Genomic DNA, 17,273 nt, shown 5'->3' with positions numbered 1-17,273 from the left:
CAACGCCGTTCGTCGTCAAAAGTTGCTTTGGCTGCTTTTGCGCGAAAATGTGTCGTCAGTGCGATCTCGGCATTCGGAGGAGATCGCGCACCTGGATGTCATCTGAGCGGCCGCGCAAGCCAGGAATATCGCCAGTATCAGTCCATTGCCGGCAGTTCTTCCTTGAACCTTGCGGCTTGCAGTGCCAAATCTGGGGAAATTCTCTAACGGGCTGGTATGCGCCGCCCGCTTACAGGCAAACGGACACTATGGTCACCTATCTCGACGCCACCACGGCACCCCTCAGGAATACCGGCCAGATCCGCCTCTATGGCGAGGAAGGATTTGCCGGCATGCGCAAGGCCTGCGATCTCACCGCGCGCTGCCTCGATGAACTGGTGCCGATGGTCCAGCCGGGTGTCACCACCGAGACCATCGACCGTTTCGTCTTCGAATTCGGCATGGACCAAGGCGCGCTGCCGGCGACGCTCAATTATCGCGGCTACACCAAATCGTCCTGCACCTCGATCAACCACGTCGTCTGCCACGGCATTCCAGACAGCAAGCCGTTGAAGGACGGGGACATCGTCAACATCGACGTCACCTACATCCTCGACGGCTGGCACGGCGATTCCTCGCGCATGTATCCCGTCGGCACCATCAAGCGCGCAGCCGAACGCCTGCTTGAAGTCACTCATGAGTGCCTGATGCGCGGAATCGCGGCGGTCCGGCCCGGCGCCCGCACCGGCGCCATTGGCGCCGCCATCCAGACCTATGCCGAGGCAGAGCGCTGCTCGGTGGTGCGCGATTTCTGCGGCCACGGCGTTGGCCAGTTGTTCCACGACGCACCCAACATCCTGCACTATGGCACCGCCTCGGAAGGCGTCGAGATGCGGCCGGGCATGATCTTCACCATCGAGCCCATGATCAATCTTGGCCGGCCGCATGTGAAAGTGCTGTCGGACGGCTGGACGGCGGTGACGCGCGACCGCTCGCTGTCGGCGCAGTACGAACACACGATAGGCGTCACCGAAACTGGCTGCGAGATTTTCACCCTGTCGCCAAACAAGCTCGACCGCCCCGGCCTGCCGGCGGTCAGCTGAAAACAAGATCGCCTCAAGCCGCGGCTTTGAGGCGCCGTCGCCGAAAAAACTCGACCGCGCGCTGCTTACCGCTCTAATCTGCCGTCGAAGCCTTCGGGGAGTGTGGGGGGTCGATGGGGAAGAGTGGCGACGACGAACGGGGGTTCTTCTCCGAGCGGTGGCTTGAACCACCGGCGAAGGACAAGGCACCAAGAGACAAATCGACGGAGAAGCCACACTATCACGGCCATCGCGACCGTTTGCGCGAGCGCTTCGTTGCCGGCGGCGCAGACGCCCTGCCCGACTACGAACTTCTCGAACTGCTGCTGTTTCGCCTGATCCCGCGCGTCGACACCAAGCCGATCGCCAAGGCGCTTTTGGCGCGCTTCGGCACTTTTGGCGAAGTGCTTGGCGCACCGGTGGCGCTGCTGCAGGAGGTGAAGGGCATCGGCCCCGCCGTGGCGGTCGACCTGAAGGTGATTGCCGCTGCCGCGCAGCGCATGGCGCGGACCGAGGTTCGCGACCGCGAGGTGCTGTCCAACTGGACGCAGCTTCTTGCGTACTGCCGCTCGGCGATGGCGTTCGAGAACCGCGAACATTTCCGCATCCTGTTCCTCGACAAGAAGAACGTGCTGATCGCCGACGAGGTACAGCAGGTCGGCACCGTGGACCACACGCCGGTCTATCCGCGCGAAGTGATCAAGCGCGCGCTCGAACTGTCGGCCAGCGCCGTCATCCTGGTGCATAATCACCCATCAGGTGATCCGACACCATCGCGTGCGGACATCGAAATGACCAAGCAGATCATCGACAGCGCCAAGCCGCTCGGCATCGCCGTCCACGACCACATCATCATCGGCAAGAAAGGCAACGCCTCGATGAAGGGCCTGCTGCTGATCTGAGCCTGATGGGCGCCGGTGCCGTCATCCAAACGCCACCGCTCGCGAGCCAATCAGCAACATTCCGGCTTGGCTCAAATGCCCACGCTTGCGGTGTAGAAGTGATATTGCGACGGAAGCGCCCGCTTCGGCGACAATGTGGTAGACCCGCGAATACGAAGCAGCCACAGCCATTGCAGGAGATCTATTCAATGACGCTCGAATGCATAAATCCAAATGATCTGCCGATTCCGGAAATGTACTCCCAGGTCGTCGTTGCGACAGGAAGCAAGCTGGTGTTCGTCTCGGGCCAGCAGCCAGAAGACATACACGGCAAGCTCGTTGGCCATGGTGATTTCGCAGTCCAGGCGCGCCTGGCGTTCGGGAATCTCGGCCGAGCGCTTGCTGCCGCCGGCGCTCGGCCCGAGCAAGTCTGCAAGATCACGATCTACATCGTCGATTACAAACGCGACGAACACGTGCCGATCATCGAAGCGGCCCAGATCGAGCTGTTCGGCGATCACAAGCCGGCAAACGTAGTGGTCGGGATAACGGTGATGTCTCCCGGCTACCTGATAGAGATCGATGCGATCGCGGTCATCGACCCGTAGGCCAAGCGAGGACGCGTCAAGTCGCCCAAACAAATCCCGGAACTCGCTGCGAGATTGCCACGACCTTGATCTCTCCATCCATCCACGATCACATCGTCATCGGCAGGAATTGCGATGTCTTGATGAAGAGCCTGCTGCTCACCTGATCAACGTCGGAAACAGGAAACACGCAATGCCCCAGCCCGGCGACGAACCATGGGCGTTCGACAAGCAACGCGCAGCCTCCTGGTCATCGACATGCAAAGCGACTTCGTCGATGAGGGCGCCGTCATGGAAGTGGCCATGGCCCGCCATCGCATTCCGGCGATGCGGCAGGTGGTCGAGCTTTGCCGCGCGCAAGGCGTCCGGTTATCTACACCCAGCATGTGCTCAGCGACCATTTCGATATCTCGCCGCTGGAAACCGGCTATCAGCCGAAGCTGAAAACCAAAGGAATGCGGGAAAGCAGCGCCGGCGCCGAAATCGTCGCCGCGCTTGCGCCCTTGCCTGGGGATGCCGTCATCAAGAAGCACCGCTACGATGCCTTCCACAACACGCAGCTCGAGACGGTGTTGCGTAACATCCGTGGCGCAGGCCGGGTCGACACGGTGATCATCATCGGCACCGTGACCAGCATCTGCTGCGAATCCACCGCGCGGAGCGCCTTCATGCGCGACTACAAGGTGGCTTTCATCAGCGACGCCAATGGCGGACTGGACGAGCCATCGACAATGCAACCCTCGACATCATAGGCAAGGTGTTCGGGCGCGTGATGACCGTCGCAGAGCTTGGGAGCTTGTTGCGGAGTTGAGCCCGCGCGTCAGCTGGCGTGCGTCTCGAGCCTACCGCCGCCGAGCCTGCCCTCAAGAAGGTCGCGCCGCTGCTGCAATTCGCCGGAGACGAATTTGGTGAAGGCGTGGACGCGCGCCGTGCGGCGCAAATCGTCGTGCACCAGCACCCAAAGCGCCGAGCCAATCTCCTCGATCAGCCCTCCGACCCTTACAAGCCCGGGCAGGCTGTCGCCGAGATAACAGGGCAGCGCCGCAACCCCGATACCGGCGCCCGCCGCATACGACATCGTCACCAGGGAATCAGCGCGCATGGCGATCTCGACATCGGGCAGCGACGACCGCATCCAGCGGGCGACGCCGGTGTTGGCTAGGCTGTCGTCGGGCGCGATCCAGCGCAGCGCACCCAATCTCGGCTCCGGGGGTAGCGTTTCGGCATAGGAACGTGTCGCGTAGGCGGCGAAGGCGACGCCCGAAATGCGCCGGCCGACCAGGATTTCCTGCGGTTGCGACACCGGCCTGATCGCCACGTCTGCATCCCTTTGCGTCAGGTTGGCGATGGAATTCTGCGTCATCGCCTCGACCCGTATGCCGGGATGGAGCTTATGAAACGCCGCCAGGATCGGCGGCAGCACCGACGCCATCAGCGTATCGGTGGTGGTGACCCGCAACCTGCCTTCGAACCTGAGATCCTGCCCCGACAGTTTGCGCGCCAGTTCATTGACCGTCTCGGCCATTGTGCGTGCCGCGCCCAGCAGTTCCTCGCCGCCCGCGGTGAGGGCATAGCCAGTCGGCAGCCGATCGAAAAGGCGGATACCCAGCCGCGCCTCGAAGGCGTTGACGCGCCGCAGCACAGTCGTGTGGTTCACGCCCAGGATCCGAGCCGCCGCCGCCAGCGAAGCGCCATCGGCGACGGCCAGCACCATGCGCAGATCTTCCCAGTCGATATCGCGTGAGCTGTGCATTCTTGCAGAAAGATAAAAGAAAGCGATGCGCTCTGCGAGTCAAAATGACGCTTCGCTGTGCAAAAACGCAGAGCAAGCGGGCGAATCGGCATGTCGATCTGCGCATGCACGCACGCCATATGGAGTCCGACGACAAAAGAAACAGTCGCGGAGAAGAGCCATGACGCCGATAGAACTCTACACCTGCCAGACACCCAACGGGCACAAGGCCTCGATCATGCTGGAAGAGGTCGGCCTGCCCTACTCGGTCCGCTTGGTCGACATCGAAAGGGGCGACCAGACCAATCCTGATTTCCTGGCGCTCAATCCCAACAACAAGATCCCGGTGATCGTCGACCGGGACGCCGGCCGCACGGTCTTCGAATCCGGCGCCATCCTACACTACCTGGCGCGACGGTCGGGCAAGCTTCAGCCGGTGGGCGCGCAGGAGGCGGACGATACGCTGACCTGGACCTTGTTCCAGGCGGCCCATGTCGGCCCGACGCTTGGCCAATTGTGGAATTACAAAATCTTCGCGCCGGAAAAAATCCCTTACGTGATCGAGCGTTTTGAGCGCGAAACCGGACGTGTCTTCCGCGTTCTCGATAGCCGGCTAAAGCACCATGAGCACATTGTCGGCAAAAGCTACGGCATCGCCGATGTGATGACATGGCCATGGATCAACGCGGCCGTCACCAGGCTCAGCCTCAGCCTCGATGACGCGCCAGACCTGGCGCGTTGGTATGCCGCCATAGGCCGACGCTCCGCAGTTGTCAGAGGCATTGCCGTTCCCGCCCTGCCCGAAGCATCGGCTGCCGCTTAGATCATGATGAGATTTGGTTGAAATCTCATCATGATCTAACCCTTTGTTGGAGCATGATCTTTTCCAAAAACCGGCACCCACNTGTGCTGAGCGCGGTGTTGCGGCGCTAGATCATGATGAGATTTGGTTGAAATCTCATCATGATCTAACCCTTTGTTGGAGCATGATCTTTTCCAAAAACCGGCACCCACTTTTTGGGATCATGCCCTAGCCGCCGCACCCCGCATTCAAGGAATACGATCGTGGAAATCCTCTTCATCCCTCTGGCGCTTGCCGCCGGTGGCCTGCTCGCAGTGCAGGCTGGCGCCAACGCCCAACTTTCAAAGGCGGTCGGCTCACCCTTTGCCGCGACCACGCTTCAGCTCGCGGTCGGCGCCATCGTGCTGTTGTCGATCACGGCCCTCACCGGAACGACACCGGCTCTGCTTGCCGTTCGGCAAGCCGAATGGTGGCATGCGATCGGCGGCATGGCTTCGGCCTTCTACGTTGTTTCTACCATTCTTCTGTTCCCTCGCCTTGGCGCCGTCGTGTCCGTCGGGCTCTTCATCGCTGGGCAGATGCTTGCATCCTTCGCCCTCGACACGTTCGGCTGGCTCGGGATCCCCGAAGCCGGACTGCGAGCCGGGCCTGCCTTCGGCATGCTCGTCTTGCTTGCCGGGGCTGCCCTCATCGTTCTGGGACAGAAGGGCGCGGCCGACAATACCGCATCCTCAAGACCAGGGTGGATCGGACTGGCGCTGCTGGCAGGCGCCGTGCTTCCGGTGCAAGGCGCTGTAAACGCCTTGCTTCGGCACGACCTTGGCGGCGCGCCGTTTGCGGTCGGCACCATCTCGTTCCTGGTGGCGATGCTGGCCATGGCCGCGGTGCTTCTGATCGCGCTTGCCCTGACGAAGACGCCCCGCCCTCGCCTCGCCGGCCTGTCGTCGATGCCCTGGTGGGGCTGGCTCGGAGGTTTTGCCGGCGCCACCTATGTCACGACCGTGTTCACCGCCATCCCCGTCATCGGAGCGGCAGCTGCCGTCAGCCTGACGGTGGCCGGCCAGCAGGTCGCCGGCATCTTCGTCGACACCTTCGGCTGGTTCCGCCTGCCGCAGCGGCTTGTCTCCGGCATGCGGCTCGCCGGCGTCGTGCTGCTTTTGGCCGGCTGCATCATCATCAAGGCGCTTTGATCCCGCTGGAACAAGGCAAGCCGAATCAAACCAGCCCCTGCCCTCCCTGATTTGGGGGGTCAGGTGTCGCTCCGGCGTCACCAACGAAGCAAGGTCCGGGCGCCGCAGAAGCAATTTTTCGCTCCTTCCACAACCGGCTCTAGAATTTCGATCGCAAATCACGCATGATGCACTTGGTATTTTCCCGGGACGGCTTCGCGCCCCCTGAAATACCGGGAGGAACGGGACATGCCCATAGTGGTTGTACTCGTTTTGATCGTCGTGGGCTCGGTGTTGTTCCACTTCCTGAGCCCATGGTGGTGGACTCCGATTGCCTCGAATTGGGACTATATCGACAACACCATCATCATCACCTTTTGGATTACCGGCGTCGTCTTCGCCGCAGTCGTCCTATTCATGGCCTATTGCGTTTTCCGCTTCCGTCACCGCGAAGGCAACCAGGCGGCCTACGAACCGGAGAACAAGCGGCTCGAATGGTGGCTGACGATCGTCACCGGAGTGGGTGTTACCGCCATGCTGGTTCCCGGCCTGTTTGTCTGGAGCCGGTTCGTCAACGTTCCAAGCGACGCAACCGTGGTCGAAGTCGTCGGCCAGCAATGGCAGTGGAGCTTCCGCTTGCCCGGCAAGGACGGCAAACTCGGCACATCCGACACCCGCGACGTCACCGCTGAAAATCCGCTGGGCGTGATCGCCAAGGATCCCAGCGGCCAGGACGACGTCGTGGTCGAAGCCGCCGACCTGCATCTGCCGGTCGGCAAGCCGGTCAAGATGCTGCTGCGCTCGATCGATGTGTTGCACGATTTCTACGTTCCGGAATTCCGCGCCAAGATGGACATGATACCGGGCTCGGTCACCTATTTCTGGTTCACCCCCACCAAGACCGGGACCTTCCAGGTTCTGTGCGCCGAACTGTGCGGCCAGGGGCACCCGATGATGCATGGCATCGTCATGGTCGATACCGAGCAGGACTATGTGGCCTGGCTCGACCAGCAGCAGACGTTCGCGCAGTTGTCCGCGCCGCAGCAGACGGGCTCGGTGGAACAGGCGCCGGGCAACGCGACGGCGTCAGCTCTAGAAGTTGCGGCAAAACTCGAAACTGTCGGGTCCCGCTGAAGGGCACGGAGGTGCTCCGCCTATGGTCGATATCACGCCTGCAGATGCCGTCCCGCCCGCCGAAGTCGCGGAAATGGAGCTTTACCATCCGCACAGCTGGTGGACGAAGTATGTCTTCTCGCAGGACGCCAAGGTCATCGCCATCCAGTATTCGGCGACCGCAACGGCCATCGGCCTGGTCGCGCTGGTGCTGTCCTGGCTGATGCGGCTGCAGCTCGGCTTCCCCGGCACGTTCGATTTCATCACCCCCGAGGCCTACTACCAGTTCATCACCATGCACGGCATGATCATGGTGATCTACCTGCTCACGGCACTCTTCCTCGGCGGCTTCGGCAACTACCTGATCCCGCTGATGGTCGGCGCCCGCGACATGGTCTTTCCCTATGTCAACATGCTGAGCTACTGGATCTACCTCCTTGCCGTGCTGGTGCTGGTGTCGAGCTTCTTTGCGCCTGGCGGACCGACCGGCGCCGGCTGGACGCTCTATCCGCCTCAAGCCATCATGACCGGCACACCTGGCGGCCAGGAATGGGGCATCATCCTGATGCTCGTCTCGCTGATCCTGTTCATCATCGGCTTCACCATGGGCGGTCTGAACTATGTCGTGACGGTGCTGCAGGCCCGCACGCGCGGCATGACGATGATGCGCCTGCCGCTGACCGTCTGGGGCATCTTCACCGCCACCGTCATGGCGCTGCTCGCCTTTCCGGCGCTGTTCGTCGCCTGCGTGATGATGCTGCTTGACCGCGCGCTTGGAACCTCCTTTTTCATGCCCGCGGTCGTCGAGATGGGGGAACAGCTACAGCACAATGGCGGCAGCCCGATCCTGTTCCAGCATCTGTTCTGGTTCTTCGGCCACCCGGAAGTCTACATCGTGGCGCTGCCGGCCTTCGGCATCGTCTCCGATCTGATCAGCACGCATGCGCGCAAGAACATTTTTGGCTACCGGATGATGGTCTGGGCCATCGTTGGCATCGGCGCGCTGAGCTTCGTGGTCTGGGCGCACCACATGTATGTCAGCGGAATGCACCCCTATTTCGGCTTCTTCTTCGCCACCACGACACTGATCATCGCCATCCCGACGGCGATCAAGGTCTACAATTGGGTGCTGACGCTGTGGCGGGGCGACATCCATCTCACCATACCGATGCTGTTTGCCATGGCTTTCATCGTCACCTTCGTCAATGGCGGGTTGACCGGGCTGTTTCTCGGCAACGTCGTCGTCGACGTCCCGCTGTCGGACACGATGTTCGTCGTCGCTCACTTCCATATGGTCATGGGTGTTGCTCCGATCGTCGTCATCTTCGGCGCGATCTACCACTGGTACCCGAAGGTCACCGGCCGGATGCTGAACGAGACGCTCGGGCGGTTCCATTTCTGGGTCACATTCCTCGGCGCCTACCTGATCTTCTTTCCCATGCATTACATCGGCCTGATGGGCGTGCCGCGGCGCTATGCCGAACTGACCGACGTGACGGTCATGACGGAGTCGGCGCATCACCTGAACTCGTTCATCAGCATCATGGCGTTTATCGTCGGCTTCGCCCAGATCGTTTTCCTGTTCAATCTTATCTGGAGCATCCGCCATGGGCGCGAGGCCGGTGGCAATCCATGGCGAGCCACGACACTCGAATGGCAAACGCCGCAGACGCCACCGGCGCATGGCAATTTCGGCAAGGATCTGCCGATCGTCTATCGCTGGGCCTATGACTACAGCGTGCCGGGCGCCAAGGAGGACTTCATTCCGCAAAACATGCCGGGCACGTTCGGCCCCTCCAGGGAGCCGGCATGAGCGTCATCCTGGTCTTCCTTCTCGTGATCGCCGGCTTTGCCGGCTGGTGGCTCTCGCATCAGCGGCTGATGGCGAAACCATGGCTCGAGCAAGGTGTGGCAGGAGATTTTGTCGCCTTCGACCGATCGAGCCTGCCGACCGCCAAGATTGGCCTCGGTGTCTTCCTCGCCGTGGTCGGCTGCCTGTTTGCGCTGTTCACCAGCGCCTACTTCATGCGTATGGCGCTGTCGGACTGGCAGCCGCTGCCCATCCCACGCCTGCTCTGGCTGAATACCGGCATGCTGGTGCTGAGCAGCGTTGCGCTGCAATGCGCCTCGATCGCGGCGCGCAAGCGCCAGATGGACACGGTCAGGCTCGGCCTTGCCGCGGCTGGGCTCACCGCGATCGCCTTCCTCATCGGGCAGCTCATGGCATGGCGGGACCTGACCGCCGATGGCTATTTTCTGGCCTCCAATCCGGCCAACAGTTTTTTCTACCTGATAACCGGGATGCACGGCCTGCATATAGTGGGAGGGCTGGTGGGCCTGGGCAGGACAACCGCCGGCGCCTGGAACGGGGCACGGCCGGAACGGCTTCGCCTCAGCGTCGAATTATGCGCCATGTACTGGCATTTCCTGCTTTTCGTCTGGCTCGCCATCTTCGCTCTTTTAGCCGGCTGGGCCGCGACGTTCATCGATATTTGCCGGCAGTTGCTGACCTAGGAGGTCGAGGAGCATGGCAGAAACGACACTGACGCATACCGGCCAAACGGAGACGCGGCCCGCAGGCTGGCAAGGCATCGCCGCCGACTGGTCCTCGGATCAGCGCGCGTTCAAGAACGTGTCCTGGGGCAAGGCCATGATGTGGATCTTCCTGCTCAGCGACACCTTCATCTTCGGCTGCTTCCTGCTCTCCTACATGACCGCGCGCGTCTCCACACGTGTGCCGTGGCCCAATCCGAGCGAGGTCTTTGCGCTTCGCATCGGCGGTTCGGACATTCCACTGATCCTGATTGCCATCATGACCTTCGTGCTGATATCGAGCAGCGGAACGATGGCCATGGCGGTCAATTTCGGCTATCGCCGCGACCGCCGCAAAACCGCAATCCTCATGCTTCTGACGGCAGCGCTAGGAGCCACCTTCGTCGGCATGCAAGCCTTCGAATGGACCAAGTTGATCACCGAAGGGGTACGGCCGTGGGGCAATCCCTGGGGCGCGGCACAATTCGGCTCGACTTTCTTCATGATCACCGGCTTCCACGGCACGCATGTGACGATCGGGGTGATCTTCCTCATCATCGTGGCGCGAAAGGTCTGGCGTGGAGACTACGACGTCGGTCGTCCCGGCTTCTTCACCAGCCGCAGGGGTCGCTACGAGAACGTCGAAATCATGGGGCTCTACTGGCATTTCGTCGACCTGGTCTGGGTGTTCATTTTCGCATTCTTCTATCTTTGGTGAGAGGCTGACATGGCTGAAGCAACCGCAAACGGCCTCGGGCAACACGCGCTGCACTCTGATCATGCGCATGAAGGGCCATCGACCGGCGTCGCGGAGGTTCATCAGGAACATCCGATCAAGCTCTATCTGGTGGTCTGGGCATGGCTGTTCATCCTCAGCGCCTGCTCCTACATGGTCGATTATCTCGGCATCCACGGCTATCTCAGATGGTCTCTGATCCTGATCTTCATGATCCTCAAGGCCGGGCTGATCGTCGCCGTGTTCATGCACATGGCCTGGGAGCGACTGGCCCTGACCTATGCGATCATCCTGCCGCCGCTTCTGATACTGGTGTTCGTGGCGATGATGCTCTTCGAAGCGGACTACACGCTTCTCACCCGGTTGTCCTTCTTCGGACCGGGGCCCTGACGCACAGCTTCATCTCCGGTCAAAGACCGGAGATGAAGCTTCCCATCAGCTGATCTGCAGGGTCAGAGGCCGACCCGCGTCGGGGACGATGGCGGCTCCACAACCTTGCGGTAGACATGCCAAGTGGCGTGACCCAGGATCGGCAGCACGACCGCCAGCCCGGCAAACACCGGCAGCGAGCCTATGATCAGGGCGACGGCGACAATCAGTCCCCAGACAGCCATGGGGATCGGGTTCGCCAGCACCGCTCGCACCGATGTGTGGATGGCTTCGTAGGCGCCGACGTCGCGGTCGAGCAGCAATGGGAAGGCGACAACCGTCGTGCACAACACCACCGCGGCGAAGACGAAGCCGATGGCGTGCCCCAGGACAATCAGAGACCAGCCGCGTCCGGTGGCAAATATTTCATTGATGAAGCCCGAAATCGATACAGGCGGAGCCGGGCCGAAGAGATATTCGTAGAACACCTGCGCCGCCAAAAGCCAGGCGATGAAGATTGCAACCAGCATGATCCCGACTGCGGCGATGGCTGGCAGGGCCGGAGAATTCCTGACCTCGAACGCGTGCGTCCAGGAGGTGTCGAGCCCGGCTTCTCGTCTGCGGCTGATCTCATAGAGGCCGATCGCCGCGAATGGACCTATCAGCGCAAAGCCGGACACCAGCGGAAACAACATCGGCAACGCATTGGCGCCCGAAGTCCAGGCAGCGAGCACCACGCCGACAAGCGGATAGATCAGGCAGAGAAAGACGATGTGCGACGGTTTGACCATAAAATCGTCAACACCGCGCTTGAGCGCATCGAAAAGATCGGAAACACTGATTTTTCGGATTTTGGTGTGTTCCAGCGTTTCGCTGGCGCCTGCAATCACGTGAAAACTTGTCATGCCCGTTCCTCCAGACCAGGTCCGGCAAGGTCGCGGTTTCACGGTGCTGCCGTTCTGCATGACTGGCCACGCGAACCGCGACCTGCACCGCAATCAATATACTCCATTGACTGGAGCTTGTCGCCCGTTCTTACAAAAGGCTCCCGGAAGGCGAGGTTTCCGAACACAGCGTCATGCCGTCACCCTCCGGCTGACATGAACGCGCGTATCGCTATGGTGTCGGCAAGCAGCACGGCAAAGATCGCGAAAAGATAGAAGATCGAATAGGCAAACAGCGCCTTGGCCGGCTTCATCTCCTTGTCGAGGATGACCAGGGCGTTCCAGGCATGCCAGATGAAACCCGCGCCCAATGCAGCCGAAACAATCCCATAGACCCCGCTCGTAAATCCGAACGCCCAGGGCAGCACTCCGATCGGTGCCAGGAGCAGTGAATAGGCGAAGATCTGCCTTCTGGTCGAGGCCTGGCCGGCCACGTTCGGCATCATCGGGATGCCGGCAGCGGCATAGTCGCCGGCCTTGAACAGTGCGAGCGCCCAGAAATGCGGCGGCGTCCACAGGAAAATGATCAGGAACAGGATGAGGCTTTCAATGCCGATGGCGCCGGTGGCCGCCGCCCAGCCGATCATCGGAGGAAGGGCACCCGCCGCGCCGCCGATGACGATGTTCTGCGGTGTCGAGCGCTTCAGCCACATCGTATAGATGACGACGTAGAAAAAGATGGTGAAGGCCAGCAGTGACGCGGCAAGCCAGCCCACCAGCACGCCGAGCGTCATGACCGAAAGTGCGGAAAGCACCAGGCCGAAGCCGAGCGCTTCGCCGGCCGTGACGCGGCCCGACGGAACCGGCCGCTTTGACGTGCGCGACATCAGCGCGTCGATGTCGGCGTCGTACCACATGTTGAGCGCGCCGGCCGCTCCCGCTCCAACCGCAATCGCACCTATGGCGATCACGGCGATGACCGGGTTCATCGCGCCGGGCGCCACCATCAGACCGACGAAGGCGGTAAAGACGGCAAGGGCCATGACCCGAGGCTTCAAGAGCGCAAAGAAATCACTGGCCGTCGCTTCCGAGAGGCGGACGCCGGTATCCTTGAGGCTTTCCTTGACCGACATTTGAGACGACCATCGATGGAAACCGGGCAGCCTAGAGCAATTCCAGAAAGAGCGTATGCGGTTTTCCGTCCGGAATTGCGTAAGAACAAAGAGATCGAGCGGATCGCCGTTTCCGTGAGACGGTGAAACGCTCTGGCCGGCCGACGAGCCAGGTTACGGGGAAAATTGCTTCAGATAGGCGATGACGTTGGCGACGTCCTCGTCCTTCTTGAGACCGGGAAACGCCATCTTCGTCCCTTTGACCATTGCCTTGGGGTCGTGAAGATACGTCGTCAGTGTCGGTTCATCCCATTTGACGCCGGATGTGCCGGCCGCGATCATGGCTTCGGAATATTTGAAATCCGGATGCGTGCCGGCCGTCCGGCCGATAACGCCATGCAACGAAGGGCCTATCTTGTTGGTGTCTTGGTCTGCGACGTGGCAGACCTTGCATTTGGTGAAGACCTTCTCGCCCGCCGCGGCGTCCTGTGCCCGCGATGGATTGGCGATGAAAGTTGCAACGGAAACGACGGCGAAAAACGCAACCAAGCGCATGGCATTCCTCCCTGATCGTCAAATTTTCCTCAGACGGTCTGCACATGCCGGTAGCACCAGCATGCGCCCTGCACGGCAGAATAGATTCTCCGCTCCTCCCCAGATGGAATTGCGGCACTTGTGTACCACAGAATCTGGCCGGTAGGTAGAACAGGTCGACCGTACAAAGGTTCAGGTGGGCTGCGGTGGCTCAAGGCACATCCGCCACAACGAAAAAGGCCGCCTCGAGGGCGGCCTTTTCTGATCTTGTCGTCAGGCGCTATTCGGCGTCCTTGGCGGCCTTCTTCTTCGGGGCTGCCTTCTTCTTCGGCTCTTCCGCGTCGTCGGCCTTTTCAGCCTTGTCGGCCTTCTTGGCAGCGGCCTTCTTCGCCGGCTTGGCCTTGGCTGTATCGCCCTCTTCGTCGTCAGCCATCAGCTCTTCCTTGCTGACCTTGACGTCGGTGACCGAGATCTGGCTGAGCAGATGGTCGACGACCTTCTCCTCGAACATCGGCGCGCGCAACGTGTTCAGGGCTTCCGGATTGCTGCGATAGAACTCGAAGGCTTCCTGCTGCTGGTTGGCCGGGTAGCGGCGCACCTGCTCGAACAGGCCGCGCTGCAGTTCCTCGTCGGAAACGGTGACGCCGGCCTTCTCGCCGATCTCGGCCAAAACCAGGCCGAGACGCACGCGGCGCTCGGCAAGCCGCAGATATTCGGCGCGTGCCTCTTCTTCCGTCGTCTCCTCGTCGGCGAAGGTACGGCCGGCGGCTTCGAGATCGCGGTTGACCTGGGTCCAGATGTTGTTGAACTCGGCATCGACGAGCTTCGACGGCGCCTCGAACGAATAGGCCGCGTCAAGCTGGTCGAGCAGCTGGCGCTTGACCTTCTGGCGGGTCATCGAACCGAACTGGTTCTCGATCTGGCCGCGCACCACGTCGCGCAGGCGCTCCAGCGATTCCAGGCCGAGGTTCTTGGCCATCTCGTCGTTGATTTCCAGCGCGCCGGGCTTGGACACTTCCTTGACGGTGACGTCGAAGGTGGCTTCCTTGCCGGCCAGATGCGCTGCCTGGTAGTTTTCCGGGAAAGTGACGGTGACCTGCTTCTCGTCGCCGGCCTTGGCGCCGATCAGTTGGTCCTCGAAGCCCGGAATGAATTCCTTGGACCCCAGAACCAGCGGCTGGTCGGTGCCGGCGCCGCCGGAAAAGGCCTCGCCGTCGATCTTGCCGACATAGTCGATCGAAACGCGATCGCCTTCGGCGGCCTTGCCGGTCTTCGGCTCGAAGCTTCGCGCCGATTCGGCAACGCGCTGGACCTGCTCGTCGATCTCGCTGTCCGGCACTTCGAATACCTGGCGCGTCACCTTGATGTCGGAGAAATCCTTGATCTCGATCGCCGGGATGACCTCGTAGTTGAGGCGGAATTCGAAGTCGGCGCCGCCGGCCAGGATCTTCTCGGCCTCTTTCTCGTCTTCCGTCATGATCACTTCAGGCTGCATGGCGGCCTTTTCGCCGCGCCCCGTGATGATCGAACGGGTCGAATCGTTGAGGATTTCGTTGACCACTTCGGCCATGAACGACTTGCCGTAGACCTTGCGCAAATGCTGCACAGGCACCTTGCCGGGACGGAAGCCGTTGATGCGGACCTTGTTCCTGGCGTCGGACAGCCGCGCCATCAGCTTGGCTTCCATATCACCGGCCGGCACGGTGATCTTGATCTCGCGCTTGAGACCGGAGTTGAGCGTTTCGGTGACCTGCATCGTAAAACCTTTATCTTCACCAAAGAGGCTGCCACGGCGTCTTGCCGTTCACAGCCTGCCGGTACAATCTTGCCGGGAATGGCTTTTGGTACGGAACCTGGCGATTTGACCGAAATTACGGCTCAAATTGTTCCAAACTGCGTTCCAAGATGTGAATAAGTTCTTGTTTTTCCTACTTCTTATCACATTCTGCAGAAGCGGATCGGCGCGTCCCGTCACATTTGACACGCCTTTTGTCACAGGCGAGGCCAATTTTCAACCATCTTCGCGTTGCAGCGAATGACCGCCCCAACGGCAGACATTTTCGCCCCGACATTGACAGAATGATGGCTACATGGGATTGCCGACAAATGCGGATGTGGCGGAACTGGTAGACGCCCTGGATTTAGGTTCCAGTGCCGAAAGGCGTGGGGGTTCGAGTCCCTTCATCCGCACCACCCTTCGCTCTATCGAGCTTCGGGTGGCAGGCCACCCAGGAGCTTGATAAAGCGAAGGGTGTCCTCCGAAGCCGTGGCGTAGGAGGACTGGCGGCGACGGCCTACACTTCAAACACTTGACCGGTAAACCACTCCGCCAATTTCGCCAGCTCCGGCCCCAGCACCCGGTCGGCGTCGACCGGGGGCACGATCTTCCTGATATCCGCGACAAAATCCTGCAATGCCGGCGGCGCGGCGCGTTCAGTCACGTACAGGGCCTGCGAGGCGATCATGGCCAGCATCGCCATTGCCGCATCGAGGCAGCGGCCGGCCGTCGCTTCCTTGGTCCAGGCGAAGAATGCGGTGGTGGCGACGTCGTCCTGGCCGGCGCCGGCCGATTCGGTGCCCGGAATGAAGGTGCGCTGCGCCGCGAGTTTGGCCTGTTCGAGATAGCCGGTGATCGCCATCGGCACATAGCCGACATTGCCGTGCCCGTCGCTGTCGGCCCAATGCCGCCCGGTCATCAACAGGTCGGGCAGCAGCGACACCTTGCCGTTCAGCAGCTTTGAGGCGTGGCGGTCGCAGAGCAGGCAGAGATCGGCCCAGATCGCCGCCAGATCGTCGAGCGCCGGCGTCGCCATGGCATTGTGATAGCCGCCGGTCGAGATGCAGCGCCCCAGCGGGTGCGCCGCGTCGGGCGGGATATAGACTGGATTGTCCGAGATCGAGGCCAGCGATACGGTCGCCGCCTGCTCGGCGACGGCCAGCGCCCGATGCGCATGGCCGAGCACACGCGGCACGATGCGGTAGCTGACCGGCGCCTGATAATTGCGCCGTCCATCCCCTGCGCCGACCAGAAACTGCCGCAACCCTTGCAAGGCGGCCGCTTCGTGTTCGTCGCCCCAGAGCCCGTCGAGCGCTGCATCATAATGCTCGAGCGGCGCACGAAACGCTTCGATCGACAGCGCGAACACCTTGTGCGCCATGGCGAGGCGACGACGCGCGGCAAGTGCTGCGTCCGCCACCAGTGCCGCCGCGCAGGGCGAGCCGTTGATCAGCGAACCGCGCTCCTTCACCTCAAGCTCAAGGCTGGCGGTAAGCGCAGCAAACAGCGGATAGAGCGCCAGGATCTCGCCGGCGCCACCCTGCCCTTGCGACGGCACCACCGGCATCGGGCCGCCGTCGAGCATCGCCGCGACCGCCCGTGCGATGCGCGGCGTGGTCGCGGCATTGCCTTCGATAAAGTTGGTCAGCCGCGCCAGCACGATCGCCCTTACGACGCGCTCAGGCAATGGCTCACCGAACGATGTGGCGGCAGCAAAAGCCTTGATGCGCGCATGGCGGTCGCGCTCGTCAAGTTCGAGCTTGCGGCTTGCCAGCTCGCCCATCGCGGTGGTGACGCCGTAGATGACCGGCGGCGGATCGGACTCAATGAGTTTCAGGAACGAGGCGCGGCATTCGGCAATGCGTTGCAAGGCCTTGTCGCCGATTTCGACCGTGTCGTTTCTCCAGGCGACGCGCAAAACGGCATCGAGATTGATATCTTCGCGCGTCGTCACCGTAATCGACATTGTCTTCGCCCGTCTGGG

At 61.6% G+C, this 17,273-nt stretch carries 18 protein-coding genes and 1 tRNA gene; 12 read left to right on the top strand and 7 right to left on the bottom strand.

Going from position 1 to position 17,273, the window contains the following annotated elements; translation table 11 throughout:
- The first annotated feature begins 248 nt into the window (after window positions 1–248).
- The 3 genes from map (at window position 249) to X771_RS150690 (ending at window position 2,550) form a co-directional block, all read left to right on the top strand.
- Window positions 249–1,082 (top strand): type I methionyl aminopeptidase, encoded by an 834-nt coding sequence (gene map, locus X771_RS150680; RefSeq protein WP_023688239.1) that lies wholly within the window; start codon window positions 249–251, stop codon window positions 1,080–1,082.
- Window positions 1,083–1,195: 113 nt separating this feature from the next.
- Entirely contained in the window at window positions 1,196–1,963 is a 768-nt protein-coding gene (gene radC, locus X771_RS150685; protein WP_023688238.1) for a DNA repair protein RadC, read from the top strand.
- A gap of 188 nt (window positions 1,964–2,151) precedes the next feature.
- Window positions 2,152–2,550: a RidA family protein gene (locus X771_RS150690; RefSeq protein ID WP_023688237.1), complete on the top strand. Its 399-nt coding sequence runs from the start codon at window positions 2,152–2,154 to the stop codon at window positions 2,548–2,550.
- Between the two features lie 88 nt (window positions 2,551–2,638).
- Here the strand turns inward: X771_RS150690 and X771_RS1000000169745 are convergent, their stop codons facing one another.
- Window positions 2,639–2,764, bottom strand: coding sequence for a hypothetical protein (locus X771_RS1000000169745; RefSeq protein ID WP_280941766.1), 126 nt, complete (start codon window positions 2,762–2,764; stop codon window positions 2,639–2,641).
- Window positions 2,765–2,876: 112 nt separating this feature from the next.
- On the opposite strand from X771_RS1000000169745, the gene X771_RS01000000165015 reads away from it, so the two are divergent.
- Entirely contained in the window at window positions 2,877–3,281 is a 405-nt protein-coding gene (locus tag X771_RS01000000165015; RefSeq protein ID WP_023688235.1) for an isochorismatase family cysteine hydrolase, read from the top strand.
- Between the two features lie 68 nt (window positions 3,282–3,349).
- On the opposite strand, the gene X771_RS150695 is transcribed toward X771_RS01000000165015, so the two are convergent.
- Window positions 3,350–4,282, bottom strand: a complete 933-nt coding sequence (locus X771_RS150695; protein WP_023681628.1) for a LysR family transcriptional regulator — start codon at window positions 4,280–4,282, stop codon at window positions 3,350–3,352.
- Window positions 4,283–4,442: 160 nt separating this feature from the next.
- Between X771_RS150695 and X771_RS150700 the strand changes: the two genes are divergently transcribed.
- The 7 genes from X771_RS150700 (at window position 4,443) to X771_RS150730 (ending at window position 11,003) form a co-directional block, all read left to right on the top strand.
- Window positions 4,443–5,084 (top strand): glutathione S-transferase N-terminal domain-containing protein, encoded by a 642-nt coding sequence (locus X771_RS150700; RefSeq protein ID WP_031202692.1) that lies wholly within the window; start codon window positions 4,443–4,445, stop codon window positions 5,082–5,084.
- A gap of 242 nt (window positions 5,085–5,326) precedes the next feature.
- On the top strand, window positions 5,327–6,253 hold the full coding sequence (locus X771_RS150705; protein WP_023681630.1) for a DMT family transporter: 927 nt from the start codon (window positions 5,327–5,329) through the stop codon (window positions 6,251–6,253).
- Window positions 6,254–6,481: 228 nt separating this feature from the next.
- Entirely contained in the window at window positions 6,482–7,366 is an 885-nt protein-coding gene (locus X771_RS150710) for a cytochrome c oxidase subunit II (protein WP_023667661.1), read from the top strand.
- A 22-nt stretch (window positions 7,367–7,388) separates the two neighbouring features.
- Complete coding sequence (gene ctaD / locus X771_RS150715; protein ID WP_023681631.1) at window positions 7,389–9,158, top strand: cytochrome c oxidase subunit I; 1,770 nt, start codon at window positions 7,389–7,391, stop codon at window positions 9,156–9,158.
- Complete coding sequence (locus X771_RS150720) at window positions 9,155–9,859, top strand: cytochrome c oxidase subunit 3 (protein WP_023688233.1); 705 nt, start codon at window positions 9,155–9,157, stop codon at window positions 9,857–9,859. Before ctaD ends, X771_RS150720 begins: the two co-directional genes overlap by 4 nt.
- Before the next feature lie 13 nt (window positions 9,860–9,872).
- The gene (locus tag X771_RS150725; protein ID WP_023667664.1) at window positions 9,873–10,595 is read left to right on the top strand and encodes a heme-copper oxidase subunit III family protein; all 723 of its coding nucleotides are present in this window, start codon (window positions 9,873–9,875) and stop codon (window positions 10,593–10,595) included.
- Window positions 10,596–10,604: 9 nt separating this feature from the next.
- Complete coding sequence (locus tag X771_RS150730) at window positions 10,605–11,003, top strand: cytochrome C oxidase subunit IV family protein (protein WP_023667665.1); 399 nt, start codon at window positions 10,605–10,607, stop codon at window positions 11,001–11,003.
- 62 nt (window positions 11,004–11,065) lie between these two features.
- Here X771_RS150730 and X771_RS150735 read toward each other — a convergent pair whose 3' ends face one another.
- The 4 genes from X771_RS150735 to tig all read right to left on the bottom strand — a co-directional run bounded on the left by X771_RS150735 (window position 11,066) and on the right by tig (window position 15,268).
- Window positions 11,066–11,887: a DUF2189 domain-containing protein gene (locus X771_RS150735; protein WP_023667666.1), complete on the bottom strand. Its 822-nt coding sequence runs from the start codon at window positions 11,885–11,887 to the stop codon at window positions 11,066–11,068.
- A gap of 179 nt (window positions 11,888–12,066) precedes the next feature.
- Window positions 12,067–12,999 (bottom strand): heme o synthase, encoded by a 933-nt coding sequence (locus X771_RS150740; protein ID WP_023688232.1) that lies wholly within the window; start codon window positions 12,997–12,999, stop codon window positions 12,067–12,069.
- 153 nt (window positions 13,000–13,152) lie between these two features.
- Window positions 13,153–13,533 (bottom strand): cytochrome c family protein, encoded by a 381-nt coding sequence (locus X771_RS150745; protein ID WP_023667668.1) that lies wholly within the window; start codon window positions 13,531–13,533, stop codon window positions 13,153–13,155.
- A 259-nt stretch (window positions 13,534–13,792) separates the two neighbouring features.
- Window positions 13,793–15,268 (bottom strand): trigger factor, encoded by a 1,476-nt coding sequence (gene tig, locus X771_RS150750; protein WP_023681635.1) that lies wholly within the window; start codon window positions 15,266–15,268, stop codon window positions 13,793–13,795.
- A gap of 352 nt (window positions 15,269–15,620) precedes the next feature.
- Between tig and X771_RS150755 the strand changes: the two genes are divergently transcribed.
- Window positions 15,621–15,705, top strand: a tRNA-Leu gene (locus tag X771_RS150755).
- 101 nt (window positions 15,706–15,806) lie between these two features.
- On the opposite strand, the gene X771_RS150760 is transcribed toward X771_RS150755, so the two are convergent.
- A complete protein-coding gene (locus tag X771_RS150760) occupies window positions 15,807–17,255 on the bottom strand; it encodes an aromatic amino acid lyase (protein ID WP_023688231.1) in 1,449 nt (482 codons plus the stop codon).
- Window positions 17,256–17,273 lie beyond the last annotated feature (18 nt).

Source organism: Mesorhizobium sp. LSJC269B00 (assembly GCF_000502815.1).
GTDB lineage: Bacteria > Pseudomonadota > Alphaproteobacteria > Rhizobiales > Rhizobiaceae > Mesorhizobium.
The sequence above is the reverse complement of the archived record's forward strand: the minus strand, read 5'-3'. Positions and strand labels throughout refer to the sequence as shown.